Source organism: Methylobacterium sp. 174MFSha1.1 (assembly GCF_900116815.1).
Classification (GTDB): Bacteria; Pseudomonadota; Alphaproteobacteria; order Rhizobiales; family Beijerinckiaceae; genus Methylobacterium.
The window spans coordinates 71283-98252 of record NZ_FPCB01000028.1; the positions used below are offsets into that span (position 1 = coordinate 71283).

Genomic DNA, 26970 nt, shown 5'->3' on the forward strand with positions numbered 1-26970 from the left:
GACGGACCTGAGCGGGCGGCTCGGTTCTTGCCTGCCCAATCTTGCCTCGCGGCCGAGCCTCGGTGAAGGATGGGGGCGAGCGTGACCCAGAGGATTCTCCCGTGCTGCTGACACCCCGCGAGAAGGACAAGCTCCTCGTCGCCATGGCGGCGATGGTGGCCCGCAACCGCCTGTCCCGGGGCGTGAAGCTCAACCACCCGGAGGCGGTGGCGCTGATCACCGATTTCGTGGTCGAGGGCGCCCGCGACGGCCGCACCGTGGCCGAACTGATGCGTCTCGGCGCCCAGGTCCTCACCGCCGACCAGGTGATGGAGGGGGTGCCGGAGATGATCCACGACATCCAGGTCGAGGCGACCTTCCCGGACGGCACCAAGCTCGTCACCGTCCACCACCCGATCCGCGGCACCCCCGCCGCCGACGTGCCGGGCGCGGTGACGACTCCGGACGGCGAGATCGTGTTCAACGAGGGCTCCCCCCGCACGGTGATCGAGGTTGCCAATACCGGCGACCGGCCGATCCAGGTCGGCTCGCACTACCATTTCTTCGAGGTCAACCCGGCGCTCCGCTTCGACCGCGACAAGGCGCGGGGCCAGCGCCTCGACATCGCGCCGGGCACGGCGGTGCGCTTCGAGCCGGGCTCGACCCGGGAGGTGGTGCTGATCCCGATGGGCGGCGGGCGCGCGGTGTACGGGTTCCGGGGTGACGTGATGGGGGCGCTGTGAGCCCCTACGACACGGTCCTGCGCGATCACGTGGCGCTCGTCACCCGGGCGGCCGATTTCGCGGCACGCCGGCACGCGAATCAGCGCCGCAAGGGCTCCGCGCGGGAACCTTACGTGAATCACCTTGCGGAAGTCGCCTCCCTCCTCGCCGACACCGTGAGCGAGCCGAACGCTTGGCTGATCGCGGCCGGCTGGCTCCACGATACGATCGAGGATACCGGCACGACCCACGCCGAACTCGCCGACCTCTTCGGCCCAGTCGTCGCCGATCTTGTGGCCGAGGTCACCGACGACAAGTCGCTGCCCAAGGCGGAGCGCAAGCGTCTCCAGGTCGAGCGGGCAGCGCACAAATCGCCGGATGCCAAGGCGATCAAGATCGCCGACAAGATCAGCAACCTGCGATCCCTGGTGGCGAGCCCGCCGCACGATTGGGACCGGGCCCGGCTCCTCGATTACGTCACCTGGGCCGAGAGCGTCGTCGCCCGCTGCCGCGGCACGAACGCGGCCCTCGACTCCATCTTCGATCAATCCGCCGTCGCGGCGCGGAGAGCGGTCTGATGTCCAACACCCCCAAACCCGCCAGCCTCCCCCGCGCCGCCTACGCGGCGATGTTCGGGCCGACCAAGGGCGACCGCATCCGCCTCGCCGACACCTCACTCGTCATCGAGGTCGAGCACGACCACACCCGCTACGGCGAGGAGGTGAAGTTCGGCGGCGGCAAGGTGATCCGCGACGGGATGGGGCAGAGCCAGGCCAGCAATGCCGGCGGCGCCGTCGACACCGTCATCACCAACGCGGTGGTGCTGGATCACTGGGGCATCGTGAAGTGCGACGTCGGCCTGAAGGGCGGGCGCATCGCGGCCCTCGGCAAGGCCGGCAACCCGGACATCCAGGACAGCGTCACCATCGTGGTCGGGCCGGGCACCGAGGTGATCGCGGGCGAGGGCAAGATCCTCACCGCCGGCGGGTTCGACAGCCACATCCACTTCATCTGCCCGCAGCAGATCGACGAGGCGCTGAATTCCGGCATCACCACGATGCTCGGCGGCGGCACGGGCCCGGCCCATGGCACCTTCGCCACCACCTGCACGCCGGGCCCCTGGCACATCGCCCGGATGATCGAGGCCGCCGACGCCTTCCCGATGAACCTGGCCTTCGCCGGCAAGGGCAACGCCTCGAAGCCCGACAGCCTGGAGGAGATGATCCGCGCCGGCGCCTGCGCGCTGAAGCTCCACGAGGATTGGGGCACGACGCCGGCGGCGATCGATTGCTGCCTGTCGGTGGCGGACGCCCACGACATCCAGGTGATGATCCACACCGACACCCTCAACGAATCGGGCTTCGTCGAGGACACGATCGCGGCGTTCAAGGGCCGCACCATCCACGCCTTCCACACGGAAGGCGCCGGCGGCGGCCACGCGCCGGACATCATCAAGGTGGCGGGGCTGCCGAACGTGCTGCCCTCCTCCACCAACCCGACGCGGCCCTTCACCCGCAACACCATCGACGAGCATCTCGACATGCTGATGGTGTGCCACCACCTCGACCCGTCGATTCCCGAGGACCTCGCCTTCGCCGAGAGCCGGATCCGCAAGGAGACGATCGCCGCCGAGGACATCCTGCACGATATCGGCGCGCTCTCGATGATGTCGTCGGACAGCCAGGCGATGGGCCGGGTCGGCGAGGTGATCATCCGCACCTGGCAGACCGCCGACAAGATGAAGCGCCAGCGCGGGGCGCTTCCGGGCGATGCGTCGGGCAACGACAATGCCCGGGCCAAGCGCTACGTCGCCAAGTACACGATCAACCCTGCCATCGCGCACGGGATCTCGCGCCACATCGGCTCGGTGGAGGTCGGCAAGCTCGCCGACCTGGTGCTGTGGTCGCCGGCCTTCTTCGGGGTGAAGCCCGACCTGATCATCAAGGGCGGCGCCATCGCGGCCGCTCCCATGGGCGACCCCAACGCCTCGATCCCGACGCCGCAGCCGGTGCATTACCGCCCGATGTTCGGCGCCTTCGGGCGCGTGCCGGCCAAGACCGCCCTCACCTTCGTGTCGAAGGCCGCGATCGAGGCAGGGTTGCGCGAGCAGCTCGGCGTCATGAAGGAGCTGGTCGCGGTCGAGAACGTGCGCGGCGGCATCTCGAAGAAGAGCATGATCCACAACGACGCCACCCCGGTGATCGAGGTCGACCCCGAGACCTACGACGTGCGCGCCGACGGCGAGTTGCTGGTCTGCGAGCCCGCCGAGGTGCTGCCGATGGCGCAGCGCTACTTCCTGTTCTGAGGTAATCTGCCGGGCAGGAGCGATCGTCATGCCCAAGCTCGTCGAGCGGGCGCCGGATTCCGGCGCCGCCTCCATCACGGACTTCCATCGCTGGACCCGCGAGCAGGCCGATGCCCTCGCCTCCCGCGATCACGCCCGTCTCGATGTCGTCAACCTGATCGATGAGGTGGAGAGCGTGGGCCGCAGCCAGCGCACGGCGCTCGAATCCCACCTGTGCGTGCTCCTCGTCCACCTGCTGAAATTCCGGATGCAGCCGCAGCGGGCGACGCCGAGCTGGCGTCACACCCTCAAGGCGCAGCGCACGGCGATCGCCCGACTGATCGCCCGCAACCCGAGCCTGCGCGCCTATCCGGCGGCGATCCTCGACGCGACCTATCGGGACGCGGTGCGGGATGCTGCCGGGGAGATCGGAATCGATCCGCGCCTCTTCCCGCAGGCCGTGCCCTTCACGCTCGACCCGGAATTCGAGCCGTGAGCGAGCTCGACCGGCGCGCCCTCTTCTCGACGGATCTCAGCGCCTGGGCCGAGGAGCAGGCGCACCTCCTCGCGGTGGGCGAGGTCGAGGCGATCGACCATGCCCATATCGCCGAGATCGTCCGCGATCTCGGCGAGCGCGAGCGGCGCGAGATCCGGGATCGCCTTGGGGTGATCCTGACCGGCCTCCTGCGCTGGGCCGCGGAGGTCGATCTGCGCTGCGACGGCTGGGCGATCACGATCGACCGGCAGCGCCGGCTGGTCGCGTCCCGCCTCGACGACAGCCCGAGCCTGCGGCCGGAGCTTCCCTGGCTCGTGGCGGAGGTCTATCCCGAGGCCAAGGCCCGCGCCGTGCTGGAGAGTGCCCTGTTCGACGACAGCTTTTCGGAATCCTGCCCGTTCACGGACGAGGAGATCCTCACGCCCGGCTTCCTGCCGGACCCCCACGGCGACGACGTGGTCCGCGGGGCCGGTTGGTGGCGGCGCGAGGCGACGCGATGATCCGCGCCACCCGCGTCATCCGCCGCGACGCCCTCGGCTTCGGCGAGATCGTCGACCGCATCGTGCTCGATTCCGGCGACCGGCACCGCCGTCGCATGGTGATGCGCGGCGTCGGCGGCCTCGCCTTCCTGCTCGATCTGCCCGAGCCGGCCGTCCTCGACGACGGCGATGCGCTGCGGCTCGAGGACGGTCGCCTCGTCTGGGTGGAGGCGGCGCCCGAGCGGCTGCTCGAGATCCGGGCCCCCACCGACCACGCCCTCAAGCGGCTGATCTGGCACATCGGCAACCGGCACATCCCGGCCGAGATCGGCACCGATGCGCTCTGGATCGCCCACGACCACGTCCTCGCCGCGATGGTCGAGGGCCTGGGTGGCACCGCGACCCCGGTGGAGCGGCCGTTCCGACCCGAGGGCGGGGCCTATGCGGGCGGGCACGCGCACGAGCATGGACACGACCACGGGCACGGGCACGGGCACGGGCATCACCACCCGCAAGACCATTCCCATGGCTGAGCGGGTCCCGGACGCCCTGGTGCTGCTCGCCTGGCTCTCGCCGGGCTATCCGGTCGGGGCCTACGCTTATTCGCACGGGCTCGAATGGGCGGTGGAGGCCGGCGACGTGCGCGACGAGGCCTCCCTGCGCGACTGGCTCGCCGACGTGCTGGAGCACGGCGCCGGCCGCAGCGACGCGATCCTGGCCGCCCACGCGCACGACGCGGCGGCGGCGGGCGACGCGGATGCGCTGGTGGCGGTGAACGACCTCGCCCTGGCCCTCAGTCCGTCGCGAGAACTGCATCTGGAGACCAGCCAGCAGGGCCGCTCGTTCCTCGATGCGACCCGCGCCGCATGGGACCTCCCGCGCCTCGCGGAGCTCGGTGCCCGTCTCGACGGGCCGGTGGCCTACCCGGTCGCGGTCGGCGCGGCGGCGGGCGCCCACGGGCTCGACCGCGGCACGGTGCTGGCGGCCTATCTGGCGGCTTTTTTGCAGAACCTGGTCTCGGCCAGCTTGCGCCTGGCTCCCGTCGGCCAGACCGCCGGGACGCGGGTGGTGGCGGCGCTGATGCCCCAGGCGGCTTCCTTGGCGCATGCCGTGCAGGGTGTATCGCTCGACGAGGCCGGGACGGCGACCGTGCGGCTCGATCTCGGCTCGTTCCGGCACGAGACGCAGTATACGCGGATCTTCCGGTCGTAGATTTTGATCGAAGGGTGATCGCTTCTCGCTGGCAGGATTGACACCCACCGCGTCATCCCGGGGCCGCGCAGCGGAACCCGGGATCCATAACCTCTGAGGATGCCGGATGAAGCGGAACGCTGGTCGCTTTGTCCTCGACCGTTAGCGGTTATGGATCCCGGGTTCTCGACTTCGTCGAGCCCCGGGATGACATGTAGGGTTTCAGTTCGGTCCGTCCAAGCAAATCAGACTGTCGACAGCACGCTCACGCCCGCCGCTGCCCGGTCTCCCGCGCGGTGAACCCCTCCAGGATCTTGTCCAGCGTCAGCGGATAATCCCGGATCCGGATCCCGGTCGCGTTGTAGACCGCGTTCGCCAGCGCCGCCCCCGCGCCGCAGATGCCGAGCTCGCCGAGGCCCTTGCTCTTCAGCGGGTTCGCCTTGTCGTCGAGCTCGGGCAGGAACACGGCGTCGATCTCCGGCAGGTCGGCATGGACCGGCACGTGGTACTCGGCGAGGTCGTGGTTGACGAAGCTGCCGTAGCGGGGATCGACCTCGATCGCCTCCATCAGGGCCGCGCCGACGCCGAACACCATGCCGCCGATCGCCTGCGAGCGGGCGGTCTTCGGGTTGAGGATGCGCCCGCCGGTGAACACGCCGAGCATCCGCCGCAACCGGATCTCGCCGGTGTCGGCATCGACGCCGACCTCGGCGAAATGCGCGCCGTAGGAGTACTGCGAGAATTTCTTCTCGTTCTCGCCCGGCTTGATCTCGCCCTCGGCCTCCAGACCGGCGCCGATCAGGTCGCGCAACGCCGCCGAGCGGTTGCCCGAGGTGATCCGGCCGTCGGTGAAGACCGCGTTCTTCGGCTCCAGGTCGGTCTTCGCCAGGAGCTGCGAGCGCAAGGCCTCGCAGGCCATGTAGAGCGCCGAGCCCGAGGAGGCCGCACCGAACGAGCCGCCGGACCCGGAGGACATCGGATCGGCGGTGTCGCCGAGGATCATCTTCACCTGCGAGACCGTCACACCAAGCATCTCGGCGGCGATCTGGCTCAGGATCGTGTAGGTGCCGGTGCCGATATCGGTCATCGCCATCCGGGCGGTGAGCGTCCCGTCGGGGTCGAGGCGCACCTTAGCCTTGGCCGGCTGGAGCGGGTTGAGGCGGGCGGCCGCCGAGACGCCGTGGCCGACCATCCACTGTCCGTCCCGGATCGAACCGGGCTTCGGGTTGCGCTGGTCCCAGCCGAAGCGGCGCGCGCCTTCCTTCAGGCAGGGCACGAGCTGGCGGGTCGAGAACGGCACGTGCTTCTCGGGATCCTGCGCCGGCTCGTTGCGGATGCGCAGCTCGATCGGATCGAGGTTCAGCGCCTCGGCCAGCTCGTCCATGGCGCATTCGAAGGCCAGCATGCCGACCGCCTCGCCGGGCGCCCGCATCGAGGAGGAGAGCGGCAGGTCGAGCGAGGCCAGCCGGTGCGCCGTCAGGCGGTTCGGGGCGGCGTAGAGCGAGCGGGTGACGTTGGCCGAGGTCTCGAAGAAGCTGTCGCCCGGCGTGGTGTCGGACCAGGATTCGTGCGCGATCGCCGTCAGCTTGCCGTCCCGGTCGGCGCCGAGGCGCACCCGCTGCACCGTGTCCGAGCGCCGCGTGGTGACGTGGAAGACCTGCTGGCGGGTGAGCGCGACCTTCACCGGCCGGCCGTTCAGGTTCTTCGAGGCGAGCGCCGCCAGGATCGCGTCCGCCTGCGGCTGGAGCTTGCCGCCGAAGCCGCCGCCGACGAAGCGGCTGATCAGCCGCACGTTGTCCTTCGGCAGCTTGAACACCGAGGCGAGGGCGTCCTGGCCGCGATTCGGCATCTGGTTGGCGGTGATGAGCGTGACCTTGTCACCCTCCCAGGCCGCGAGGGTGGCGTGCGGCTCCATCATGGCGTGGCTCTGCACCGGGGTGGTGTAGCGCGCGTCGATCTTGACCGGGGCCGAGGCGAAGCCGGCGTCGAAATCCCCGAGGGACGAATCCGGCGGCGTCCGCGCCTTCTCGGGCTTCTTCGCCTCGGCCAGCGCGTCGGCCAGCACAAAGGATCCCTTCTCCTGGTCGTAGATCACGCGCAAAGCGGCGGCCGCGGCGCGGGCCTCCTCGAAGCTCTCGGCGACCACCAGGGCGACCGGCTGGCCCCAATGCCTGATCTCGGTGCCGGTCAGCAGCGGGCCGACCTGCTCCTTCTTCTCACCCTGGGGCGGCACGTTGCGATGGGTCAGCACGTGGACGACACCCGGCATCCGCTCGGCCGCCGCGGTGTCGATCTCGCGGATGCGACCCTTGGCGATCGTCGCCGTCACGACGAAGCCGTAGCCGGGATTTGCCATCTCCCGGCTCTCGTAGGCGTAGGTCGCGTGGCCGGTGACCTTCAGGGGGCCGTCGACGCGATCGATCGGCTGGCCCACCGGGCCGTTCGTGTGCGTGTCGAGGGGCGTGACGCCGATCGGCTGGCTCATGTCCATGGCGGTTCTCCGAATCCGGCGATCAGGCGCGCAATGCTTCCGCGACCGCGGCCGCGAGGGTGCGCTTGGCGAGCGGGATCTTGAAGTCGTTGGCGCCGTAGCCGCGGGCGCCCTTCAACGCCGCCTCGCCGGCGGCACCGACGCCCTCGCGCACCAGCGCCGCTTCCGCCTCCGCGACCCGCCACGGCTTGTGGGCGAGACCACCGAAGGCGAGGCGCGCCGAGCGCACCTTGCTGCCGTCGGCCTCGATCACCGCCGCCACCGAGACGAGGGCGAAGGCGTAAGACGCCCGATCGCGCACCTTGCGGTAGACGTGGCGGCCCTTGACCGGCGCCGGCAGGGTCACGGCGGTGATGATCTCGCCGGGCGTGAGGGTGGTCTCCACCTGCGGCGTGTCGCCGGGCAGGCGGTGCAGGTCGGCGATCGGGATCTTTCGCTCCGCGCCCTCCGGGGTCACGGTCTCGACCGTGGCGTCGAGCGCCCGCATGGCGACCGCCATGTCGGAGGGATGCGTCGCGATGCAGTGCTCGGAGGTGCCGACCACCGCCAGGATGCGGTTGAACCCTCCGATCGCCGAGCAGCCGGAGCCGGGCTGGCGTTTGTTGCACGGCATCGCGGTGTCGTAGAAATACGGGCAGCGGGTGCGCTGCAGCAGGTTGCCGGCGGTCGTCGCCTTGTTGCGCAGCTGGCCCGAGGCGCCGGCGAGCAGCGCGCGCGACAGCACGCCGTAATCGCGCCGCACCCGCTCGTCGGCGGCGAGATCGGCGTTGCGCACCATCGCGCCGATGCGAAGCCCGCCGTCGGACGTCGCCTCGATCCGGTCGAGCGGCAGGCGGTTGACGTCGACGAGGTGGGTCGGCGTCTCGATCTGCAGCTTCATCAGGTCGAGGAGGTTGGTGCCGCCGGCGATGAAGCGGGCGTTGGGCTGGCCGGCCACGGCCTTGGCGGCCTCGGCCACGCTGGCGGGGCGCTCGTAGGTGAAAGCCTTCATGGGATCCCCCTCAGAGCCGCGTGGCGGTGCCGCCGGCCTCGCGGATCGCCGCGACGATGTTCGGGTAGGCGGAGCAGCGGCAGATATTGCCGCTCATCCGCTCGCGGATCTCCGCGTCGGTCAGGGCGACCTTGGCGGTCAGGTCCTGCGTCACGGTGCTAGGCCAGCCGGCCTTGGCTTCGTTCAGCATCCCGGCGGCCGAGCAGATCTGGCCCGGCGTGCAGTAGCCGCACTGGAAGCCGTCATGCTTGACGAAGGCGGCCTGGAGCGGGTGCAGCTGGTCGCCCTCGGCCAGCCCCTCGATGGTCTGGATCTCGTCGCCCTCGTGCATCACCGCGAGGGTCAGGCAGGAATTGATCCGCCTTCCGTTGACCAGCACCGTGCACGCGCCGCACTGGCCGTGGTCGCAGCCCTTCTTCGAGCCGGTGAGGCCGATGCGCTCGCGGAGAGCGTCGAGGAGCGTGGTGCGCGGATCGACATCGAGGGGCCGGGCCCGGCCGTTGACCTGGAGGGTCACCGGCATGCGCGGCGTCGCCGGCTCGGCGGCGAGGGCCTGCGGCGCGGGCGCCTGCCCGGTCGCGGCCCGGAGCGGTCCGGCGAAGCCCAGCACCGCCGCGGCGGCGACGCCGCTCTCCAGAACGCTCCGGCGCGTCAAGAGCGGCGCGGAATCGGACTTGTCCATGGTGCCTCCCGGCCCGAAACGAGGTGACGGCCCGAGGGCGCGCCTTGCGCCGCCTCGGCCGTTGGGCCGCGACGCGATCGCTCACCAAACGTGCGGCGGAGCGGAGGGGTCCCGGGAGGGGCGCGGGTGCGGCATCGCGTGCGCCGGAGGTGGCGGTTGAGCGGGTGGCTCCCGTCCAGCTTCCTCATGCGTGGGAGGCAGAAAGCTGTTCGCGCCGTCTCATTCAACTGTCGAAAAATAAACTTTGCGTTAGATAGATTCGAAGGCTGATTGGCTGATGAGCAAATACATCTTAAATACACCATCATCCTGAGGTATCAATCGGCTGGAAATCGACTGACTTCGAAGGAGGTCGCAAGGAGCCATTCAGATTTCTGGAGGCCTCCTTCGAGGCCTCCGCTTCGCTCCGGCACCTCGGGATGAGGGCGCGGGTGGGACGGGATCACATCTTGCGGTACTGTCGAATGAGCACCTCGACCGCTCACCCCACCCCCGAGAACTCCGCCGCCAGCGCCGGCACCAGTTCCCCCAGAAAATCCTCCGCCGCGGCCGGCAGCGTGCGCCCCGCCTTGGCGATCAGGCAGACCGGCCTGGAAAAGCTCGCCTCGGCGATCGGACGCGCGCGCAACTCGGGCTCGGCCCGGATCTCGCGGGCGGAGCCCGGCAGGATGGTGAGGCCGAGCCCGGCCCGCACCATGCCGACCGCCGTCATCATGTAGGTCGCCTCGCAGGCGGTCACCGGCAGCCGGCCGGCGGCCACGAAGGCGGCGTCGACGACGGCGCGCACGCTGGTCTCGGCATCCATCAGCACCAGGGGATACTCGGCGAGCGCCTCCAGCGTGACGGTTCCGGCCTCCCCGATCGGATGGCCCGCCGGGTAGACCACGTGCAGGGCGTCCGCCGCGCGGGCGAGCACCGTCACGTCGGGATCGCGCACCTCGCCGCCGGTGACCCCGAGGTCGACCTCCTCGCGCCGCACCAAAGCCAGCACCCGCTCGGCGATGGCGTCCTTGACGACGAAGCCCATCCGCGGATGCGCCGCCCGGAAGGCCGCGATCGCGTCCGGCAAGACACCGGCCGCCACCGAGGGCAGGGCCGCGATCCGCACGATGCCGTGGCGCCGCGCTGCGAGGTCGCGGGTGTCGATCACCACGCTGTCGAGCTCGCGCAGCACCCGCTGGAACACCGGCAGCAATTCGCGCCCGACCCGGGTCGGCTCGACGCTGCGGCTGTTGCGGTCGAGGAGGCGCACCGCCAGCGCCTCCTCCAGCCGGCGGATCTGCACCGTGAGCGCGGGCTGCGACAGGTTCAGCAGGGCGGCCGCCCGGGTGAAGCTGCGCAGATGCGCGACCGACACGAAGGCCCGGACGTGGCGCAGGTTGAGATCCATAACGGATGGTTATCGGGACGATCCGATCTTTTCAATTGCCGGATCGTCGGCCCCTTGGTGTGATCCGGGCACACTGAACGGTGCCACGTCCGAGCGCCGAACCCCGGAGGAAACGATGCTGGCCCTGCTCGGCCTGTGCACGATCGCGTTGCTGCTCGCCGCCATCCTGACCAAGCGCCTGTCGCCCCTCGTGGCGCTGATCGTCATCCCGGTCGCCGCCGCCCTCGTCGGCGGCTTCGGGCTCGATACCGGCAAGTTCGTCCTCGCCGGCATCCAGAGCCTGGCGCCGGTCGTCGGGATGTTCGTCTTCGCGATCCTGTTTTTCGGCATCGTCAGCGATGCCGGATTGCTCGACCCGATCATCGACCGGATCCTCGCCACCGTCGGCACCCGGCCGAGCCGGATCGTGCCCGGCACGACGCTGCTCGCGCTGCTGATCCATCTCGACGGCTCGGGCGCGGTCACCTTCCTGATCACCATCCCGGCGATGCTGCCGCTCTACGACCGGGTCGGGATCGACCGGCGCATCCTCGCCTGCGCCGCCTCGCTCGCCGCCGGCGTGAACTTCCTGCCCTGGACCGGGCCGATGATCCGCGCCTCCGCCGCCCTGAAGCTGCCGATCCCCGACATCTTCACGCCGCTGGTGCCGGTCCAGGCGGTCGGCCTCCTTTTCATCTTCGCCGTCTCGTACTGGCTCGGCCTGCGCGAGGAACGCCGCCTGAAGCGGGCCGGGGCCGGCACCGAAGAGGCCGTCGCCGCCGGCGGGCGCGCCTTGAGCGACGCCGAGCGGGCCTTGCGCCGGCCCGACCGGTTCTGGCCGAACCTCGTCCTCACCGTCGCGGTGCTCGGCACCATGGTGCTGATGGCCGAAAAGATCCCGCCGGCGCTGATGTTCATGCTCGGCACGGCACTCGCGCTGATCATCAACTACCCGAGCGTCGACGCGCAGCGTCAGCGCATCGATGCCCACGCCAAGGCGGCGATCCTGATGGCGTCGATCCTGCTGGCGGCGGGCGTGTTCACCGGCATCATGCAGGGCACCGGCATGCTGAAGGCGATGGCGCAAGGCGCAGTGGCCTTCGTGCCGCCCGGCCTCGCCCCGCACATCCCCTTCGCGCTCGGCCTCGTCTCGATGCCGCTCAGCATGCTGTTCGACCCGGATTCGTTCTATTTCGGCGTGCTGCCGGTGGTGGCCGAGGTCGCCCACCAGCTCGGCGTGCCGCCGCTCCAGGTGGCGCAGGGCGCGCTGCTCGGCCAGATGACCACCGGCTTCCCGGTCAGCCCCCTCACCCCCGCGACCTTCCTAGTCTGCGGCCTGTGCGGCATCGACCTCGCCGACCACCAGAAGTTCACCTTCCCGTTCCTGCTCGCGGCCTCCGTGGTGATGACCTTCGCGGCCGTCGCCTTCGGGGTGTTTCCGCTCTGAGCCGAGGAGATCGATGATGAAAGCTATCCGCCTGGGCGCCGGGGCCGGCTATGCCGGCGACCGGATCGAGCCCGCCGTCGAACTCGCCGAGCACGGCGCCCTCGACTACCTCGTCTTCGAGTGCCTGGCCGAGCGCACCATCGCGCTCGCCCAGCAGGCCCGCCTGCGCGACCCCGCCGCCGGCTACGACCCGCTGCTGGAGGCCCGGATGCGGGCGGTGCTGGCGCCGTGCCGGCGCAACGGCACCCGCATCGTCACCAATATGGGCGCGGCGAACCCCCTCGCCGCCGCGGAGAAGACCCGGTCCATCGCCCGCGACCTCGGTCTCACCGGCCTCAAGGTGGCGGCGGTGATCGGCGACGACGTGCTGGAGGCGGTCGGCGCCGGCGACTTCGAGATCCTGGAGACCGGCGGCCGGGTACGCGACCTCGGCAACCGGGTGATCTCGGCCAATGCCTATCTCGGCGCGGGCCCGATCGCCGAGGCTTTGCGCCAAGGCGCCGACGTCGTCATCACCGGCCGGGTCGGCGACCCGGCGCTCTTCCTCGCCCCCCTCGTCCACGCCTTCGGCTGGGCCATGGACGATTGGGAGCGGCTCGGCCGCGGCACCCTCGCCGGCCACCTCCTCGAATGCGCCGGCCAGATCACCGGCGGCTACTTCGCCGATCCCGGGGTGAAGGACGTGGCCGGTCTCGCCCGCCTCGGCTTTCCCATCGGCATCGTCGACGAGGCGGGCGGGATCGAGATCACCAAGGTGCCGGGATCGGGCGGGCAGGTGACGCTCGCCACCTGCAAGGAGCAGCTGCTCTACGAGGTGCACGACCCCGCCCGCTACCTCCAGCCCGACGTGGTGGCGGATTTCTCCGAGGTGACGCTGGAGGCCCTCGGCCCCGACCGGGTGCGGGTGACGGGCGGGCGCGGCCTGCCGGCGACCGGCCTCCTCAAGGTCTCGGTCGGGTTGATCGATTCCTATATCGGCGAGGGCCAGATCTCCTATGCGGGCCCGGGCGCCGCTTCCCGCGGCCGCCTCGCCCTCGACATCGTGCGCGAGCGCCTGGAGCTCACCGGCGTTCGGGCGCGCGAGCTGCGCTTCGACCTGATCGGCGTCGATTCCCTGCACGGCGCCCGTCTGGCGGGTGAGGCAGAGCCCTACGAGGTGCGCGTCCGCGTCGCCGGGCGCTGCGACAGCCTCGGCGAGGCGGCGCGGATCGGCAACGAGGTCGAGACCCTCTACACCAACGGCCCGGCCGGCGGCGGCGGGGCCTGGAAATCGGCCCGCGAGGTGGTCGGCGTGCTCTCGGTGCTGGTGCCGGCGGCGCTCGCCCGGCCGAGCGTGCGGATGATCGAGGCGTGAGGGAGACGACGATGAAGCTGCGCGCGCTCGCCCATTCCCGCACCGGCGACAAGGGCAACACCGCCAACATCTCGCTGATCGCCCACGATCCGGCCGATTACCCGCGCCTGGAGCGCCACGTCACCGCGGAGCGGGTGCAGGCCCATTTCGCCGGTGTCGTTCAGGGCGAGGTGACCCGCTACACCCTCCCCCGCCTCGGCGCCCTCAACTTCGTGATGACCGGGGCCTTGGGCGGCGGCGTCACCCGCTCGTTGGCGCTCGACGCCCACGGCAAGGGCTTGAGCGCGGCGTTGCTCGACCTGGAGATCCCCGACGAGGCGTGAGTCGGCCGGCCCAAGGGAAGCTCATGATGATGTGGAGCGCGGCCGGCCGGGGATTGCCGGCCGGCCCGTGATCGCGTCCCATCATCGGCATGCGGATCGAGGTCGCGCGCAGAGGACAGGCCGTCAACGGCGGCTCAAGCTTAACCGGCGGTGAGCCGAACCTGCGCGTTTCTCCGCGATCGTCGCGACTTTCGCTGACCAGCCGAGCAGAGCCCCGGGGTTCGTCTTGGCTCAGCTTCATTTTGGGCTGGATCGGTGGTAACGCGCATGTTACCCGACAAATACGGAACCGAATCGGTTCACCTCCCTCCTTGTCCGGAACTGCCATGCTCCTCCGGTTTCACCTGGGCCGGATGGCCTGCCTGACGGCGGCCATTCTCGCCGGTCATCTGGTTGCGGCCCGTCCCGCTTCGGCCTGCCCGGCGGCCTTGCCGGCGGCTTTGGAGCGGATGAGCCTCGACGTGACCGAGGCGCACGTGGCGCGGCGCGAGGCGGTGCGGGTGCTCGCCATCGGCTCGTCCTCGACCGAGGGCATCGGCGCCTCCGCGCCGGACCGGACCTACCCGCACCTGCTGCAGCAATCCCTGCGCGCCGCCTGGCGCGGCACCCCGGTCGAGGTCACCAATGCGGGCATCGGCGGCGAGACCGCCGACCAGACCCTGGCGCGCCTCGCCGAGGCCCTGAACCAGACGGTCAAGCCCGATCTGGTGATCTGGCAGGTGGGCACCAACGACGCGATCACCGGCGGCAGCGAGGCGGCGTTCCGGGTCCGGCTCGAGCAGGGCATCGCGCTCGTCCGCGCCGCCGGCAGCGACCTGATCATCCTCGACCAGCAATATTACCCGGCGATCCCCGACCACGCCCGCTACGAGCGCTTCGTCGGTCTGGTCGCGGCCGTCGCGACCGGGGCCGAGGTGCCGGTCTTCTCGCGCTACGCTCTGATGAAGGACTGGAACCGCCAGGATCCGGACCTGCTCGCCGGCATGCTGTCCTCCGACAAGTTCCACATGGGCGACCTGGGCTATGCCTGCCTCGCCCAGGCGCTCGGCCGCGACATCCAGGACGCCGTGACCCCGCGGCCCGATCCGCTCCAGGCCGTCGCCCGCGCCAAGCGCCAGCCGCTGCCGGGGAATGTCGGGCTGAAGCGGGGCTGACGGAGGTCTCGATCGTGGCGGTGGAACGACGCCCTCGGACGGATCCCGTCCGGGGGCGTCATGCATTTTGAGCTGTGCGACTGCCTTTCGGACCATCCCACCTGCGGCTTGATCCTGAGAGCCGGGTTGAACGGGTTGGCTGATCGAATTGCCACCCTCAATGTCATCCCGGGGCCGCGCAGCGGAACCCGGGATCCATAACCGCCGACGCTGCAGAATGAAGCGGATGGCGTTCAGCCCGAGTCTGCACCGTCAGCGGTTATGGATCCCGGGTTCTCGCCTGCGGCGAGCCCCGGGATGACGTCGAGAGTTGTCAGCTCATGCACCGAGAATGATCGACACGGACTATCAAGTAAACTCGGAGCGAGCTTGCGGGCGGGATGCAAACATTCGCTGTGAGATCATAGAGACGCTACACCTCCGGCCCCCGCAGGTGCCACTCCGTCGCCCCCTGATACGCCTGCCCGATGCGGAGTGCCGTCGCCTCGTCGTAGCCGCGGCAGACGATCTGGAGCGAGAGCGGCAGGCCGCCCGCCGTGACGCCGTTCGGCAGCGCCAGGGCGCAGAGTTCGAGCAGGTTGCCGAAGCGGGTGAAGCGCGAGGGCATCACCGTCTGGTCGACGGTGTCGAGGGGGATCGCCGCGCTCTCGGTGGTCGGGGTGAGGAGCGCGTCGATGCCCTCCATCGCCCGGGCGAAGGCGACCTTCATCTCCTGCTGCATCCGCTTCGTGCGCAGGTAGTCCTGCGCGCTTACCCCGGCACCCGCCAGCGTGCGCAGGCGGACATCCTCGTCGAGGCGCGAGGCCCGGTCCTCGGACAGGACGCCGTTGAAGAAGTAGCACTCGGCCTGCACGATCGCCGAAGTGGTCACGAGGTCGGCGAAGCGGAACGGCAAATCGACTTCGACGATCTCGGCGCCGAGCCGCGCCAGCGCCTCCAGGGAGGCGTCGTAGGCATCCAGCATCTCGGACGAGACCCCCGCCCGCTCGACGGCGGGCATCCGGGCGAGGCGCAATCCGCGCACGCCGCGATGCAGGACCGGCATCGGGTCCTCGGGGGCGATGCCCCGGGTGTTCGGGTCGCGCGGGTCGGGTCCGGACAGGATCGTGTAGAGGAGCGCCACGTCCTCCACGCTGCGCGCCATCGGCCCCGGCGTGTCGAGGCTGGTGCTGAGCGGCACGATGCCGGCGGTGCTGACCCGGCCGATCGTGACCTTGAGCCCGGTCAGCCCGCAGAACGAAGCCGGCAGCCGCACAGAGCCGCCGGTATCGGTACCGATCGCCCAGGGCGCCATCCGGGCCGCCACCGCGACGCCCGAGCCGCTCGAGGAACCGCCGGGCGTGCGCGGCGTCGCGAGGTCCCAGGGGTTCCACGGCGTACCCATGTGCTGGTTGGTGCCCCAGCCGCCATAGGCGAACTCGACCGTGTGGGTCTTGCCGAGCACGATCATGCCCTGCGCCAGCATGCGTTTGGCGATCGTCGCGGTCTCGGCGGCGCGGCGCTCGCGGAAATGCGCCGAGCCGCCGGTGGTGATCCGACCCTCCAGGTCGATCAGGTCCTTGAGCGCCACCGGCACGCCGTGGAGCGGGCCGACGGCGTGGCCGGCGCGGATCATCCGGTCGGCGCCCTCGGCGGCGAGCCGCGCGTCGTCGCCGTAGACCGCGACGAAGGCCCGCAGCTTCGGCTCCAGCCGCTCGATCCGGGCGAGATGCGCCTCCACGGCCTCGACCGGCGAGATTTTTCGGGATGCGATAGCGCGGGCGAGCTGGTGGGCCGGAAGCTCGACGGGATCGGTCACGGTGGAACTCCTCACTGTACGCTGATCCGGGTCAGGTCGACGAACCATGACTGGGGCGAGACGAAGTTCTTGACCCGCGGCGACATCGCCCGCGGGTTGAGATCATGCACGATGTACAGCCAGGGCGGATCATCGACCAGACGCTCATGCGCCGCCCGCGTCGCCCGGGCGATGGCCTCCGGGTCGGTCGCCCCGGCGAGGTCCCTGAGCGCCGCGTCGAAGCGGGCATCCGTCCATTGCGGGAAGTTGAAGCCCTTCGGCGAGACGTTGGCGGAGGAAAAGTAGCGCGCCATCACGGCGACGTCCGAGGAGGGCGAGGAGACGTTGAGGGCGTTCGCCCCCTGGAGCGAAGGCGAATCCGGCGCCGCCCGCCCGGCATTGAGCAGCACCTGCCACTCGACCACGTTGAACGTGACGTCGACGTTGCAGGTCTGTTTCAGGTTCTCCTGCAGGAACTCGTTCATCGGCAGCGGCTGCATCTGCCCTGAGCCGGAGGTCGAGATCATCACCTTGAGCGACAGCGGCTTCTTGTCGGTGAAGCCGGCCTCGGCGAGGAGTGCCCGGCCCTTGTCCGGGTCGAGGCGGTAGCGGTTCTCAGGGGAGCCGAAATCCGGATCGGAGGCCTTCAGCCAGCCCACGGCCGGCTCGGCGGTGCCGTTCAGGAAGGTCACCAGCCCGTCCCGGTCGATGCAGTAATTGAGCGCCCGGCGCACCCGCACGTCCTTCAGCGGGCTGTTCGCCGCGCCGATATTGTAGAACCATGGCCAGATATGCGGGTAGGAGCCGGTGGTGATGGTGAAGCCCGCCTGGCGCAAGGAGGCGAGCCCGTCCGGCGCCGGCGCCTCGATCCAGTCGACCTGGCCCGCGCGGAGCGCCGCGATGCGGGCATTGGCCTCCGGGATCGGCATCAGCCGCACCTTGTCCACCTTCGGCAGGTTCTCCCGGTCCCAGTAATCCGGGTTGCGGGCGAGCTCGACCGCCTCGCGCGGCCGCACCCCGGTGATGCGGAACGGCCCGGTGCCGGCGGCCGGCAGCATCCCGACCTTGGCCCAGTCCCGCCCGGCCGCCTCGAACGAGGCCGGCGAGGTGAAGAGCAGGTAGACCACCATGTAGGGAAAGTACGAAGCCGGGCTCGCGCTGGTGATGGCGACCGTGCGGTCGTCGATCTTGCGGTAGCTCGCGAGCAACGGCGCTCGCGCCCGGGTGATGCCGGCGGCCGGCGGCTCGTATTGCGGGCTGTCCTGCTTGAAGTAGCGGTCGAGGTTCCAGATCACCGCGTCGGCATCGAAGGCGGTGCCGTCGTGGAAGCGCACACCCTGGCGCAGGTGGAAGATCCAGGTCTTCGCGTCGTCCGGCGCCTGCTCCCACTTTTCCGCCAGACCCGGCCGCAGATTCGCCAGCCGGTCGGTGCGCGAGAGGTCCCACAGCACCAGCCCCTCGAAGACCGGGTAGCCGAGAAAGCGCATCCCCTCGAAGCCGTTATTCGGCATGCCGGTGGTGGTCGGCACGTCGGCGGCGGTCATGCCGATGCGCAGGACCGATTCGGCCCGGGCCGGTGCGGCGAGGAGGAGCGCCGAGAGGGCGGCGGAGAGGCAGAGCGGACGGGGCATGGCGGCGGGCTCCGTAAGGGCTCGTCCGCCGCCGCAAGAGCCGGGCCAGTCCGGCTCTCGCGAAGTCGAATCGTTAGCTCTTGAGCCGGTACCCCGTCCGGAAGATCCACGCCACCGCCGCGAGGCAGGCGGCCAGGAAGACCAGAGCCATGACGACGCTCACCGCCGGGTTGACGTCCGAGTGGCCGTAGAAGCTCCAGCGGAAGCCGCTGATCAGGTAGACGACCGGGTTGACCAGGCTGACCGTCCGCCACACCGGCGGCAGCATGTCGATGGAGTAGAAGCTGCCGCCGAGGAAGGTCAGCGGCGTGACGATGAGCAGCGGCACCAGCTGCAGCTTCTCGAACCCGTCCGCCCACAGGCCGATCACGAAGCCGAACAGGCTGAAGGTGACGGCGGTGAGGACCAGGAAGAACACCATCACGAACGGGTGCTCGATGCGCAGCGGCACGAACAGGGCCGAGGTCGCCAGGATGATCAGCCCGAGCATGATCGACTTGGTCGCCGCCGCCCCGACATAGCCGGCGACGATCTCCACCGCCGAGATCGGCGCCGACAGGATCTCGTAGATCGTGCCGGAGAAGCGCGGGAAGTAGATGCCGAACGAGGCGTTGGCGATGCTTTGCGTCAAGAGCGTCAGCATGATCAGGCCCGGCACGATGAAGGCGCCGTAGGGCACCCCGTCGACCGAGGTGATCCGCCCGCCGATCGCGGCGCCGAACACCACGAAGTACAGCGAGGTCGAGATCACCGGCGCGACGATGCTCTGGAGCAGCGTGCGGAAGGCGCGGTGCATCTCGAAGCCGTAGATGGCGCGGATGGCGGGCCAGTTCATGCGCGGTCCCTCACCAGGTCGACGAAGATGTCCTCGAGCGAGCTCTGACGGGTCTGGAGATCGCGGAAGCGGATGCCGGCGGCGGCGAGGTCGGTGAGCAGCGTCGTGATGCCGGTGCGCTCGGCCTTGGTGTCGTAGGTGTAGGTCAGCGCGGCCCCGTCCTCCGACAGCGTCAGCGGGTGGTCGGCGAGCGCCGGCGGCAGCGTGCCGAGGGGCTCGTGGAGCTGGAGCGTCAGCTCCTTGCGGCCGAGCTTGCGCATCAGCTCGGCCTTCTCCTCGACCAGCACGATCTCGCCCTTGGCGATCACCCCCACCCGGTCGGCCATTTCCTCGGCCTCTTCGATGTAGTGGGTGGTGAGGATGACGGTGACGCCCTGGTCGCGCAGGCGGCGCACCATGCGCCACATGTCCTGGCGGAGCGCCACGTCGACGCCGGCGGTGGGCTCGTCGAGGAACAGGATGCGCGGCTCGTGGGCGAGTGCCTTGGCGATCAGCACCCGGCGCTTCATGCCCCCCGACAGGGTCATGATCTTCGCGTCGCGCTTCTCCCACAGCGAGAGGTCGCGCAGGACCTGCTCCACGTGGGCGGGGTCGGCTTTCAGGCCGAACAGGCCGCGGCTGAAGCTCACCGTCGCCCACACCGTCTCGAAGGCGTCGGCGGTGAGCTCCTGCGGCACCAGGCCGATGAGGCGCCGCGCGGCGCGGGGCTCGGTCAGGATGTCGTGCCCGCCGACCGTCACCGTGCCGGTGCTCGGCGTGACGATGCCGCAGATGATGCTGATGAGGGTCGTCTTGCCGGCGCCGTTCGGCCCGAGCAGGGCGAAGATCTCGCCCTGGCGGACGGTCAGGTCGACGCGCTTGAGCGCGGCGTGACCCGAGGCGTAGGTCTTCGACAGGTTACTGATCGTGATGATGGGCGTCATCCGGTCCCGGGGCGTGCTGGGGCGAGCGGTGTCGCGCTCACCTAGGCCGGAGATGGCGGGATGGCCACCATCCGTTGCCGGCAAGTCGTTGCCCGCGAATCGTGATCGGCAAGTCAGCGCCGGCAAGTCACTACGGGCAAGCCGTCGCGCTCGGGCTTGAGCGCGACGGAAAACCGGCTCGGTGCGGCGCCGCTATGCGCTCCTTCCGGCGTCGGGTTGGTGCGCTGGCGCACCCGGCGGTGCTGCCGGTCAGGCGGCCTTTCCGGGTCCGTCCCGGTCCGGGCCGTCCTCGTCGTCGAGGTCGTCGCCGTCATAGGCGTCCTCGTCGGTCTCCGGCCGCTGGTCCTCGTTGTCCTCCGGTGCCTCGGCGTCGTCCCGGCTCCGGACCTTGGTGTAGAAGTTGCCGACCTGCAGCGCCTCGCCGGCGGTGACCATCGCGCTCAGATAGGCGTTGATGGTCGCCGGTGCCGCGTCGGGCAGCGCGCGCAGGATCTGCGGCTGCGACAGGCCCTGCGGCCCGGCGCCGTCTATCAGCGCCTTGAGGCGGCCCTTGGTCGAGTTCGCCCGCGGTCCGCGCGGTCCGCGCCGCCCCCCCGCGCGGGGCTCGCCGCGATCCGGACCAGAGGCCGGGCCCGCCGAGGGCAGCGACAGCCCGAGATCCTCGATCGGCGTATCCTCGATGATCGCCCGGAGCGCGTTCTCGGCGAGCCGGAGCTTGGCCAGCTCCGCCCCGATGCGCTCGTACTCGGCCTCGAGCGCCGCTCTCCGTTGGCTCACATCAGCCAAGGCCTTCATGAGCGCATCATTCCCCGACATTGCCCCTCCAGACAAACTGGGCAACGGCTCCTTGCACAGGCGGTCAGGCTCGTCAACGAAGAGGGCGCCGGTGTCCTCAAGAGGAATCAGCGGGCCCGCTTCGGCAGCGACCGGGTGCGTCGAGCCTGTTTCGCCCCTGGCTTTACCTGGACGACATCCATTTACGAGCGCGGTGGTGCGACGAGGGCGCCGATGGTGCCGAAGGCCTCGCGTATCCGTCCCTGCGCGATCGTCTCTCTGTCCACGGACCTGTATATCTCGTATGAGCGCTTCAAGTATTCTTCCAGGCCAATCTCGCGATCATCGCCGGACTGCGCCGGCTTCAGGTACGTCGTGCTGCCAGCCAAGCCGATGGATCGGGCGAGAGGGGGGAAGACCGGTCCGACGAAATGCTCCTTGAGGGCATCGTGCACATCGGTCGGGACTGCTACGTCCGGCGCAACGATGCCGGCCTTCTTCAAGGCCTGCGTCGTCAGCTCGGCGATAATCTGAATCGAGGGATGATTGATCGTGTGCATGAAGGCGCCGGATTCGGCGAGAAGACGCTCGACGAGCCCATCCACATCGTAGCCGGCTGCCGCGTACGTCTCCCTCATGAATCGATACGAGACCTCATACTCCGCAAAATAGCCAAGTTCGGCAAAGATATACTTATTGAATAACTTCGCGGCTCTGGCTTCGCTCAGCTGCGCCAGGAAGCAGGCCGCGCCGATGATGGAGTGCATGTCGCTGTGGGCGCCATGAACGACTTTTCCGTGATCGGCGATATACGCCATGTCAGGATGAAGGCCGCTGAAGACGAACGTCGGCAGATAGACGGCCTTCAACGTCGGAGAGGTCAGGGAACTGGCGCGCAGGTAAGGCATGTCGGCGTCGCCGTCACCGACCTGCGTGATGACGACGTCGAAATGCCTGACGTGTTCGCGCACATCTTCCGGGCGCATGGTGACATGAATGTGTTGTGCGTCGATGAGCGCGCTCGGCAGCAGCTTTTCCGCGGTCGCCTTCATGCCGGCGACCTGACAGGATCCGATGAAGCCAATTCGTAAAATGCTCATAGACTTTCCTCAATAACCTCTTCGTCGCAGATGATTGTCGAAAGTTCTCTGATGTTTTTCATCCTCTTTTCAAATTCACTGTCTGAAATTGACGGTGATGGATCAGCGATTCGAGCTGAATGCGATGAGCCGAGGTAGTGATTCGAGAAGGTTCGCATCACGTAGGCGACGCCGTCCGGCGTCACGTCTCGCAGATCGTCGGCGAAGAACGCGCCACGTGTGTGGCTTCCCGTGATCATCTCGTAGGAAGGGAAATATTCCACCCAATCGAACGCACCGGCCACCTGGTCGGCGACGACGCGGAGCACCGACTTGCTGTAGGTCGTCGCAGTCAGGACGTGGCGGTTCTCGTAGGTCGCGATGAGCGGCACGGGAGACACCGTCAGCAACACGCTGACACGAGGGTTGATTTTTTTCAGTCTCTGCAGGAACTTGATCAAGTCTTCCTGTATTTCACCGACCGTGAAGTTGTGAAAAGCGTAGCTGGCGGGATCGACGCCGGGGCTGACGACACCCGGTGCCAGCGGAAAGACGGCACCGTCGCGGTTCGAGATCCACGCTTCGGTCAGGCCGAGCGTGAAGATGAAGACATCGCAATCCTCGAACACGGTACGGACCGCATCCAGATGGGCTTCGCGATCCTCGACCAGTTGCTCGATCGTCTCGAACCCGTGAGATTGGATCTGCGGCCTGAACGGATCGATGTAGCGCCCGTCCTCGCGAACCCAGGCGACCTCCTCCGGTTCGTACAGCGAGTAGGCTCTCTCGAAGAGCTGCGACAATTGCCGGACCGTGTAGATGTTTCCGTACCGCGCCGAGAACGTGCCGTAATTTTCATTCTGGCTGAAGTCGAAGGCCGGCTTCGACTCCGCGACCATGTAATGGAAGCCCTGACCGACCAGGGTGCGGGCGATGTGCTGGGCAAAGCAGCTTCCGGCCGTGGCGATCCGGGTCTCGTGCCCGATCTGGATGTTGGTGCTGACGACCGGATCGACCTCCGTCGGAGCCGGCATCGCGACGGATTTGCGCCAGAATTGAAAATCGGGCTTGCCTCGATAGGGATTCGTCACTGTCTGCCCCTCTGCACGAAGCCTGCCCATCGATGAGACGACACGCCTCTCGACCAATCTGCGCGCCCGTGCCGAATGTGTGGATGCTGATCAACGCTTGAGCGAGGCCGGCATTGATGAAGGCGTCTCCCGCCCGGCCTCCCTGGAAGCCGAGTGATCCAGATACCTTTGGTTTCTACTCCGCGGGAAGGAGGCACTCAAGGGTCGTGGCACCCGGCGACACAGGCTCGGAGAGAGGCGGGCAGGGCGGCACCCGGCCCGCAGCATGCCGGGGATATCGTGTGGACTGGGTCCGTCGTTCCCGTGACGAGATGGTGAGCGCGCTGGGACTCGAACCCAGGACCTACAGATTAAAAGTCCGTTGCTCTACCAGCTGAGCTACGCGCCCGCTCCCGGGGATGGCGGCACGGCGCTGGCGGGCCGGCCCAGGTCCTGTTCGGAGCAGAGGCGGACATAGGGGGTTGACGCGGCCGGGTCAACCGGGGACCACGGCCGCCCACACAAGCTTCGCATCGATGCCGCCCGACACCGCCTCCCACGCCGAGTCCGCCGCGATCTGGCGGCTTTTCACGGGCCTCCTCCTCGGCGCGGCCGGGCTGGCCGGGCTCCTCGTGCTCGCCTTCGTGGCCGCCCTCGACCCCTACGGCCTGCGCGCCGCGCCCGGGCGGGTGCCGGGGCCGATCATGGATCTCAACCAGCGCTTCATGTACCCGCAGGTCGTGCGGAGCGGGGCGTACGATGCGGCGGTGTTCGGCACCTCGACCGCACGCCTTCTCGATCCGCGGGCCCTCGACCGGGCCTTCGGCGGGCACTTCGCCAACCTCGCGATGAACGCCGCGACGCCCTGGGAGCAGACGCAGCTCGCCCGGCTGTTCCTGGCGCGGGGACCCGCGACGGCTTTGCTGTTCGGCCTCGACGCGCCGTGGTGCGAGGCGGATGCGGACCGGAAGCGCCTGACCTTCCGGGCCTTCCCGCCCTGGCTCTACCGCGAGCCCCTGGCCTGGACCGCAATGTTTCATCAGTGGAACCAGCAGAGCGTCGAGATCGCCGGACGGGCTCTACTCCATCGCCTCGGGCGCCTGCCGGCCCGCATCCGCGGCGACGGCTACGAGGTCTTCACCCCGCCGGAATCGCGTTACGACGCCGCCCGCGCCGCGGCGCATATCCACGGCGACGCGCCTCTCCCCGAAGCGTCCGCCCAAGGAGCGCCCACCGCCCAAGGAGCGCCCGCCGCCCGAAAGGCGCCGACCGAGGCGGATCCGGCCACGCCCGCCCTCCCCTGGCTCGACGAGCTTCTCGGCCTCGCACCGGCGGACTCGCGCAAGATCGTCGCCTTCATGCCGGTCAACGTGGCGGCGCAGCCCGAGCCCGGCAGCGCGGCGGCCGCCCGCGAGGCGGTCTGCAAGGCGCGGGTGGCGGAGATCGCGCGACGGCACGGTGCCACCGCGGTCGATTTCCGCATTCCGTCGAGCGTGACCCGGGACGACACCCAATACTGGGACGCCCTGCATTACCGCCTGCCGGTCGCCGACCGGATCGTCTCGGCCCTGCGCCGGGTAGTCGCGGAGGGACGCGACGACCCGGACGGGTTCTATCGGGTGCTCGCCGCGCCGCGGGCGGCGGCGCCCTGAGGGCGCGTCACGCCACCCGGTCGCGCTCCGCCTTCTCCCAGCCCTCCCGGGTCTCGCCGATGAAGTCGTGGAGCCGCCCAGCCGCGATGGCCCGGCGCAGGCCCGCCATCAGGTCCTGGTAGTAGGACAGGTTGTTCCAAGTCAGCAGCATCATCCCCAGAATTTCGCCGGCGCGGACGAGGTGGTGCAGGTAGGCCTTGCTGTAGAGGTTCGCCGCCGGGCAGGTCGATTCCGGGTCAAGGGGCGCGTTGTCCTCGGCGAAGCGCGCGTTGCGCAGGTTGAGGCGGCCGTGGCGGGTATAGACCATGCCGTGGCGGCCGGCCCGGGTCGGCATCACGCAGTCGAACATGTCGATGCCGCGGCTCACCGCCTGGACGATGTCGTCCGGCGTGCCGACGCCCATCAGGTAGCGGGGTTTCTCGGTCGGCAGGTGCGGCTCGACGGTCTCGATCATCGCCAGCATCGTCGCCTGCGGCTCGCCGACCGCGAGGCCGCCGATCGCGTAGCCCTTGAGGTCGAGATCGACCAGCGCCCGCGCGCTCTCGACCCGCAGGCCTGGGATGTCGCCGCCCTGCACGATGCCGAACATCGCCTTGCCGGGCTGGTCGCCGAAGGCGATGCGGCAGCGCTCGGCCCAGCGGAGGGACAGCCGCATCGCGCTCTCGATCGCCGATTCGGGCGCGGGCAGGCGCACGCACTCGTCGAGCTGCATCTGGATGTCCGAGCCGAGCAGGCCCTGGATCTCGATCGAGCGCTCGGGGCTGAGCAGATGCGTCGAGCCGTCGAGATGCGACTGGAACCGCACGCCGGTCTCGTCGAGCTTGCGAAGCCCCGCCAGCGACATGACCTGGAAGCCGCCGGAATCGGTCAGGATCGGGTAGGGCCACTGCATCATCGCGTGCAGGCCCCCCAAGCGCGCCACCCGCTCCGCGCCGGGGCGCAGCATCAGGTGGTAGGTGTTCCCCAAGACCACGTCGGCGCCGAGCGCCTTGACCTGCTCGGGATACATCGCCTTGACGGTGCCGGCGGTGCCCACCGGCATGAAGGCCGGGGTACGGATCACGCCCCGCGGCATCCGGATCTCGCCGGTGCGGGCGGGGCCGTCGGTGGCCGCAACGGTGAAGCTGAACTGGTCGGTCATCGCGTCTCCGCCCGGAAGAGCAGGCTGCTGTCGCCGTAGGAATAGAACCGGTAGCCGCGGGTGATCGCGGCGTCGTAGGCCGCCCGCATCGGCTCGAGCCCGGCGAAGGCCGAGACGAGCATGAACAGGGTCGAGCGCGGCAGGTGGAAGTTGGTCATCAGCGCGTCAACCGCGCGGAAGCGGTAGCCCGGCGTGATGAAGATGTCGGTGGCGCCGGTCCAGGGCCGGATCGTGCCGTCGGGCTCGGCGGCGCTCTCGAGCAGCCGGAGCGCCGTGGTGCCGATGGCGACGATCCGACCGCCCGCCGCGCGGGCGCGGTTCAGCGCCTCGGCGGCCTCGCGGGTGATCTCGCCGATCTCGGCATGCATCCGGTGCTCGTCGGTGTCGTCGGCCTTGACCGGCAGGAAGGTGCCGGCGCCGACATGCAGCGTCACCCGCACCTGTGTCAGGCCGGCGGCCGAGCAGGCGTCGAGCAGCGCGGGCGTGAAGTGCAGGCCGGCGGTGGGGGCCGCCACCGCCCCCGGCTCGCGGGCGTAGACGGTCTGGTAGTCTGCGGCGTCCTGGGCGTCGGTCGGGCGCTTGGCGGCGATGTAGGGGGGCAGCGGCAATTCGCCGAGAGCCGCCACCGCCTCGTCGAGGGCCGGCCCGGCGAGGTCGAAGGCGAAGGTGGTCTCGCCCCCCTCCCCGCGCTCCACGATCGTGGCGTCGAGGCGGGTGAGAGCACAGGCCTCGCCCTCTCCGGTCCCGCCGAAGCTGACCCGGTCGCCGACCCGCAGGCGCTTGGCCGGCCGCGCGAAGGCGCGCCAGCGATCCGGCGCCTCGCGGAGATGCAGCATCGCCTCGAGGCGCACCGTAGGGCCGTCCGGCCGGTGGCGCAGGCCGCGCAGGCGCGCCGGGATCACCCGCGTGTCGTTGAACACCAGGACGTCGCCGGGCCGCAGCAGGCCCGGCAGGTCGCGCACCACCCGGTCCTCCGGGGGGCTGCCGGGATGCAGCAGCATCAGGCGGGCGCCGTCCCGCGGCACCGCGGGCCGGAGGGCGATACGGTCCTCCGGCAGGTCGAAATCGAACAGGTCCACGCGCATCCGGCCCTTCAGCCAGGATTCCGCCGCCGGATCAATGGGGC

The 26970-nt window shown here is 69.6% G+C and carries 25 protein-coding genes and 1 tRNA gene; 12 read left to right on the forward strand and 14 right to left on the reverse strand.

Translation table 11 applies throughout. From position 1 onward, the window contains the following. Positions 1–101 precede the first annotated feature (101 nt). The 7 genes from BM430_RS23170 to BM430_RS23200 are packed head-to-tail and all read left to right on the forward strand — an operon-like array spanning position 102 to position 5172. Complete coding sequence (locus BM430_RS23170) at positions 102–722, forward strand: urease subunit gamma (protein ID WP_093569606.1); 621 nt, start codon at positions 102–104, stop codon at positions 720–722. After that, entirely contained in the window at positions 719–1279 is a 561-nt protein-coding gene (locus BM430_RS23175; RefSeq protein WP_093569607.1) for an HD domain-containing protein, read from the forward strand. The genes BM430_RS23170 and BM430_RS23175 overlap by 4 nt, the downstream gene beginning before the upstream one ends. Continuing rightward, complete coding sequence (gene ureC, locus BM430_RS23180) at positions 1279–3006, forward strand: urease subunit alpha (RefSeq protein WP_093569608.1); 1728 nt, start codon at positions 1279–1281, stop codon at positions 3004–3006. The genes BM430_RS23175 and ureC overlap by 1 nt, the downstream gene beginning before the upstream one ends. A gap of 28 nt (positions 3007–3034) precedes the next feature. After that, positions 3035–3481, forward strand: coding sequence for a DUF29 domain-containing protein (locus BM430_RS23185; RefSeq protein WP_093569609.1), 447 nt, complete (start codon positions 3035–3037; stop codon positions 3479–3481). Further along, positions 3478–3981, forward strand: coding sequence for a DUF29 domain-containing protein (locus tag BM430_RS23190; protein ID WP_177303145.1), 504 nt, complete (start codon positions 3478–3480; stop codon positions 3979–3981). Before BM430_RS23185 ends, BM430_RS23190 begins: the two co-directional genes overlap by 4 nt. Beyond that, positions 3978–4493 carry an urease accessory protein UreE gene (locus BM430_RS23195; RefSeq protein WP_093569645.1) on the forward strand — a complete coding sequence of 172 codons (516 nt, stop codon included), beginning with the start codon at positions 3978–3980 and terminating at the stop codon, positions 4491–4493. Before BM430_RS23190 ends, BM430_RS23195 begins: the two co-directional genes overlap by 4 nt. Then, on the forward strand, positions 4486–5172 hold the full coding sequence (locus BM430_RS23200) for an urease accessory protein UreF (RefSeq protein WP_244539629.1): 687 nt from the start codon (positions 4486–4488) through the stop codon (positions 5170–5172). The genes BM430_RS23195 and BM430_RS23200 overlap by 8 nt, the downstream gene beginning before the upstream one ends. A gap of 244 nt (positions 5173–5416) precedes the next feature. Here BM430_RS23200 and BM430_RS23205 read toward each other — a convergent pair whose 3' ends face one another. From BM430_RS23205 to BM430_RS23220, 4 genes are all read right to left on the reverse strand, one after another. After that, the gene (locus tag BM430_RS23205; RefSeq protein ID WP_093569612.1) at positions 5417–7642 is read right to left on the reverse strand and encodes a xanthine dehydrogenase family protein molybdopterin-binding subunit; all 2226 of its coding nucleotides are present in this window, start codon (positions 7640–7642) and stop codon (positions 5417–5419) included. A 22-nt stretch (positions 7643–7664) separates the two neighbouring features. Continuing rightward, positions 7665–8633: an FAD binding domain-containing protein gene (locus BM430_RS23210; protein WP_093569613.1), complete on the reverse strand. Its 969-nt coding sequence runs from the start codon at positions 8631–8633 to the stop codon at positions 7665–7667. Positions 8634–8643: 10 nt separating this feature from the next. Next, positions 8644–9315: an aldehyde dehydrogenase iron-sulfur subunit PaoA gene (gene paoA, locus BM430_RS23215; protein WP_093569614.1), complete on the reverse strand. Its 672-nt coding sequence runs from the start codon at positions 9313–9315 to the stop codon at positions 8644–8646. A 481-nt stretch (positions 9316–9796) separates the two neighbouring features. After that, positions 9797–10705 (reverse strand): LysR family transcriptional regulator, encoded by a 909-nt coding sequence (locus BM430_RS23220; RefSeq protein ID WP_093569615.1) that lies wholly within the window; start codon positions 10703–10705, stop codon positions 9797–9799. 115 nt (positions 10706–10820) lie between these two features. On the opposite strand from BM430_RS23220, the gene BM430_RS23225 reads away from it, so the two are divergent. From BM430_RS23225 to BM430_RS23240, 4 genes are all read left to right on the forward strand, one after another. Continuing rightward, positions 10821–12131: a CitMHS family transporter gene (locus tag BM430_RS23225; protein WP_093569616.1), complete on the forward strand. Its 1311-nt coding sequence runs from the start codon at positions 10821–10823 to the stop codon at positions 12129–12131. Positions 12132–12147: 16 nt separating this feature from the next. Beyond that, the gene (locus BM430_RS23230) at positions 12148–13485 is read left to right on the forward strand and encodes an acyclic terpene utilization AtuA family protein (protein WP_093569617.1); all 1338 of its coding nucleotides are present in this window, start codon (positions 12148–12150) and stop codon (positions 13483–13485) included. A gap of 11 nt (positions 13486–13496) precedes the next feature. Continuing rightward, entirely contained in the window at positions 13497–13808 is a 312-nt protein-coding gene (locus BM430_RS23235; protein ID WP_093569618.1) for an AtuA-related protein, read from the forward strand. A gap of 326 nt (positions 13809–14134) precedes the next feature. Then, positions 14135–14962 (forward strand): SGNH/GDSL hydrolase family protein, encoded by an 828-nt coding sequence (locus BM430_RS23240; RefSeq protein WP_177303146.1) that lies wholly within the window; start codon positions 14135–14137, stop codon positions 14960–14962. Positions 14963–15374: 412 nt separating this feature from the next. On the opposite strand, the gene BM430_RS23245 is transcribed toward BM430_RS23240, so the two are convergent. From BM430_RS23245 to BM430_RS23280, 8 genes are all read right to left on the reverse strand, one after another. Further along, positions 15375–16760 (reverse strand): amidase, encoded by a 1386-nt coding sequence (locus BM430_RS23245; RefSeq protein ID WP_244539630.1) that lies wholly within the window; start codon positions 16758–16760, stop codon positions 15375–15377. Positions 16761–16771: 11 nt separating this feature from the next. After that, on the reverse strand, positions 16772–18370 hold the full coding sequence (locus BM430_RS23250) for an ABC transporter substrate-binding protein (RefSeq protein ID WP_093569621.1): 1599 nt from the start codon (positions 18368–18370) through the stop codon (positions 16772–16774). Positions 18371–18443: 73 nt separating this feature from the next. Beyond that, entirely contained in the window at positions 18444–19205 is a 762-nt protein-coding gene (locus tag BM430_RS23255) for an ABC transporter permease (protein ID WP_093569622.1), read from the reverse strand. Further along, a complete protein-coding gene (locus tag BM430_RS23260; RefSeq protein ID WP_093569623.1) occupies positions 19202–20128 on the reverse strand; it encodes an ABC transporter ATP-binding protein in 927 nt (308 codons plus the stop codon). The genes BM430_RS23255 and BM430_RS23260 overlap by 4 nt, the downstream gene beginning before the upstream one ends. Positions 20129–20377: 249 nt before the next feature. Beyond that, positions 20378–20905, reverse strand: coding sequence for a hypothetical protein (locus BM430_RS23265; protein WP_348273094.1), 528 nt, complete (start codon positions 20903–20905; stop codon positions 20378–20380). Between the two features lie 200 nt (positions 20906–21105). Beyond that, positions 21106–22002, reverse strand: coding sequence for a WcbI family polysaccharide biosynthesis putative acetyltransferase (locus tag BM430_RS23270; RefSeq protein ID WP_093569625.1), 897 nt, complete (start codon positions 22000–22002; stop codon positions 21106–21108). Then, positions 21999–23072, reverse strand: a complete 1074-nt coding sequence (locus BM430_RS23275; protein ID WP_093569646.1) for a GSCFA domain-containing protein — start codon at positions 23070–23072, stop codon at positions 21999–22001. Before BM430_RS23275 ends, BM430_RS23270 begins: the two co-directional genes overlap by 4 nt. Positions 23073–23384: 312 nt before the next feature. After that, positions 23385–23460: transfer RNA gene (locus BM430_RS23280), tRNA-Lys, on the reverse strand. A 127-nt stretch (positions 23461–23587) separates the two neighbouring features. Here BM430_RS23280 and BM430_RS23285 point away from each other — a divergent pair. Then, a complete protein-coding gene (locus tag BM430_RS23285; protein ID WP_143132106.1) occupies positions 23588–24703 on the forward strand; it encodes a hypothetical protein in 1116 nt (371 codons plus the stop codon). A 7-nt stretch (positions 24704–24710) separates the two neighbouring features. Here the strand turns inward: BM430_RS23285 and tgt are convergent, their stop codons facing one another. After that, the gene (tgt, locus tag BM430_RS23290) at positions 24711–25844 is read right to left on the reverse strand and encodes a tRNA guanosine(34) transglycosylase Tgt (protein WP_093569626.1); all 1134 of its coding nucleotides are present in this window, start codon (positions 25842–25844) and stop codon (positions 24711–24713) included. Next, positions 25841–26929, reverse strand: coding sequence for a tRNA preQ1(34) S-adenosylmethionine ribosyltransferase-isomerase QueA (queA, locus tag BM430_RS23295; RefSeq protein ID WP_093569627.1), 1089 nt, complete (start codon positions 26927–26929; stop codon positions 25841–25843). The genes tgt and queA overlap by 4 nt, the downstream gene beginning before the upstream one ends. Between the last annotated feature and the right edge of the window lie 41 nt (positions 26930–26970).

Excerpts from the sequence above, each read along its gene's own strand:
- ureC (WP_093569608.1), top strand. The coding sequence starts at position 1,279 with ATGTCCAACACCCCCAAACCCGCCAGCCTCCCCCGCGCCGCCTACGCG.
- BM430_RS23185 (WP_093569609.1), top strand. The coding sequence starts at position 3,035 with ATGCCCAAGCTCGTCGAGCGGGCGCCGGATTCCGGCGCCGCCTCCATC.
- BM430_RS23195 (WP_093569645.1), top strand. The coding sequence starts at position 3,978 with ATGATCCGCGCCACCCGCGTCATCCGCCGCGACGCCCTCGGCTTCGGC.
- BM430_RS23200 (WP_244539629.1), top strand. The coding sequence starts at position 4,486 with ATGGCTGAGCGGGTCCCGGACGCCCTGGTGCTGCTCGCCTGGCTCTCG.
- BM430_RS23205 (WP_093569612.1), bottom strand. The coding sequence starts at position 7,642 with ATGGACATGAGCCAGCCGATCGGCGTCACGCCCCTCGACACGCACACG.
- BM430_RS23210 (WP_093569613.1), bottom strand. The coding sequence starts at position 8,633 with ATGAAGGCTTTCACCTACGAGCGCCCCGCCAGCGTGGCCGAGGCCGCC.
- paoA (WP_093569614.1), bottom strand. The coding sequence starts at position 9,315 with ATGGACAAGTCCGATTCCGCGCCGCTCTTGACGCGCCGGAGCGTTCTG.
- BM430_RS23220 (WP_093569615.1), bottom strand. The coding sequence starts at position 10,705 with ATGGATCTCAACCTGCGCCACGTCCGGGCCTTCGTGTCGGTCGCGCAT.
- BM430_RS23225 (WP_093569616.1), top strand. The coding sequence starts at position 10,821 with ATGCTGGCCCTGCTCGGCCTGTGCACGATCGCGTTGCTGCTCGCCGCC.
- BM430_RS23230 (WP_093569617.1), top strand. The coding sequence starts at position 12,148 with ATGAAAGCTATCCGCCTGGGCGCCGGGGCCGGCTATGCCGGCGACCGG.
- BM430_RS23235 (WP_093569618.1), top strand. The coding sequence starts at position 13,497 with ATGAAGCTGCGCGCGCTCGCCCATTCCCGCACCGGCGACAAGGGCAAC.
- BM430_RS23240 (WP_177303146.1), top strand. The coding sequence starts at position 14,135 with ATGCTCCTCCGGTTTCACCTGGGCCGGATGGCCTGCCTGACGGCGGCC.
- BM430_RS23250 (WP_093569621.1), bottom strand. The coding sequence starts at position 18,370 with ATGCCCCGTCCGCTCTGCCTCTCCGCCGCCCTCTCGGCGCTCCTCCTC.
- BM430_RS23255 (WP_093569622.1), bottom strand. The coding sequence starts at position 19,205 with ATGAACTGGCCCGCCATCCGCGCCATCTACGGCTTCGAGATGCACCGC.
- BM430_RS23260 (WP_093569623.1), bottom strand. The coding sequence starts at position 20,128 with ATGACGCCCATCATCACGATCAGTAACCTGTCGAAGACCTACGCCTCG.
- BM430_RS23270 (WP_093569625.1), bottom strand. The coding sequence starts at position 22,002 with ATGAGCATTTTACGAATTGGCTTCATCGGATCCTGTCAGGTCGCCGGC.
- BM430_RS23285 (WP_143132106.1), top strand. The coding sequence starts at position 23,588 with ATGCCGCCCGACACCGCCTCCCACGCCGAGTCCGCCGCGATCTGGCGG.
- tgt (WP_093569626.1), bottom strand. The coding sequence starts at position 25,844 with ATGACCGACCAGTTCAGCTTCACCGTTGCGGCCACCGACGGCCCCGCC.
- queA (WP_093569627.1), bottom strand. The coding sequence starts at position 26,929 with ATGCGCGTGGACCTGTTCGATTTCGACCTGCCGGAGGACCGTATCGCC.